General features: G+C 64.0%; 1 protein-coding gene and 1 pseudogene. Both read right to left on the bottom strand.

All coding sequences use genetic code 11. From position 1 onward, the window contains the following. Positions 1-170, bottom strand: a 170-nt coding sequence (locus tag HWE04_RS24205) for an ATP-binding cassette domain-containing protein (protein ID WP_241813926.1), incomplete at its 3' end; no start/stop codon positions are given. Between the two features lie 15 nt (positions 171-185). Continuing rightward, positions 186-455: pseudogene (locus HWE04_RS24200) on the bottom strand (ABC transporter ATP-binding protein); the annotation flags it as partial.

Genomic DNA, 455 nt, shown 5'->3' with positions numbered 1-455 from the left:
GGTTGATACAGGCCCGTGATGACGTTGAAGAAGGTGGTCTTGCCGGCACCGTTGGGGCCGATCAGGCCATAGATCTGGCCGCGCTCGATGGTGATGCCCACGCCGTTCAGGGCTTGCAGGCCGCCGAAACGCTTGCTGACGTCGCGGATCTTGAGCAGTGTCTGTGTCATGTTCTGTGCTCCAGCTTAGGCTTTGACTTCGCCGGTCGTACCGACTTTGGTATGGTCCACTTCGGGACGGTCTTCATGGCGCGGCGAGGGCCACAGGCCAGCCGGGCGGGTCAGCATGATGACCACCATGGCCAGGCCGTAGAGCAGCTGGCGCAGCACTTCGGCATCGATCCAGACACGGCCGAAAATGGCCATCTGCAGCGGCTCCACCACGTGGCGCAGCACTTCCGGCAGCGCGGCCAGGATCACGCCACCCAGCACCACGCCGGGGATGTGACCGATGCC

Origin of the sequence: Herbaspirillum sp. C7C2 (genome assembly GCF_022627865.1) — a bacterium.
In the GTDB taxonomy this organism is placed as follows: domain Bacteria; phylum Pseudomonadota; class Gammaproteobacteria; order Burkholderiales; family Burkholderiaceae_D; genus Herbaspirillum; species Herbaspirillum frisingense.
The sequence above is the reverse complement of the archived record's forward strand: the minus strand, read 5'-3'. Positions and strand labels throughout refer to the sequence as shown.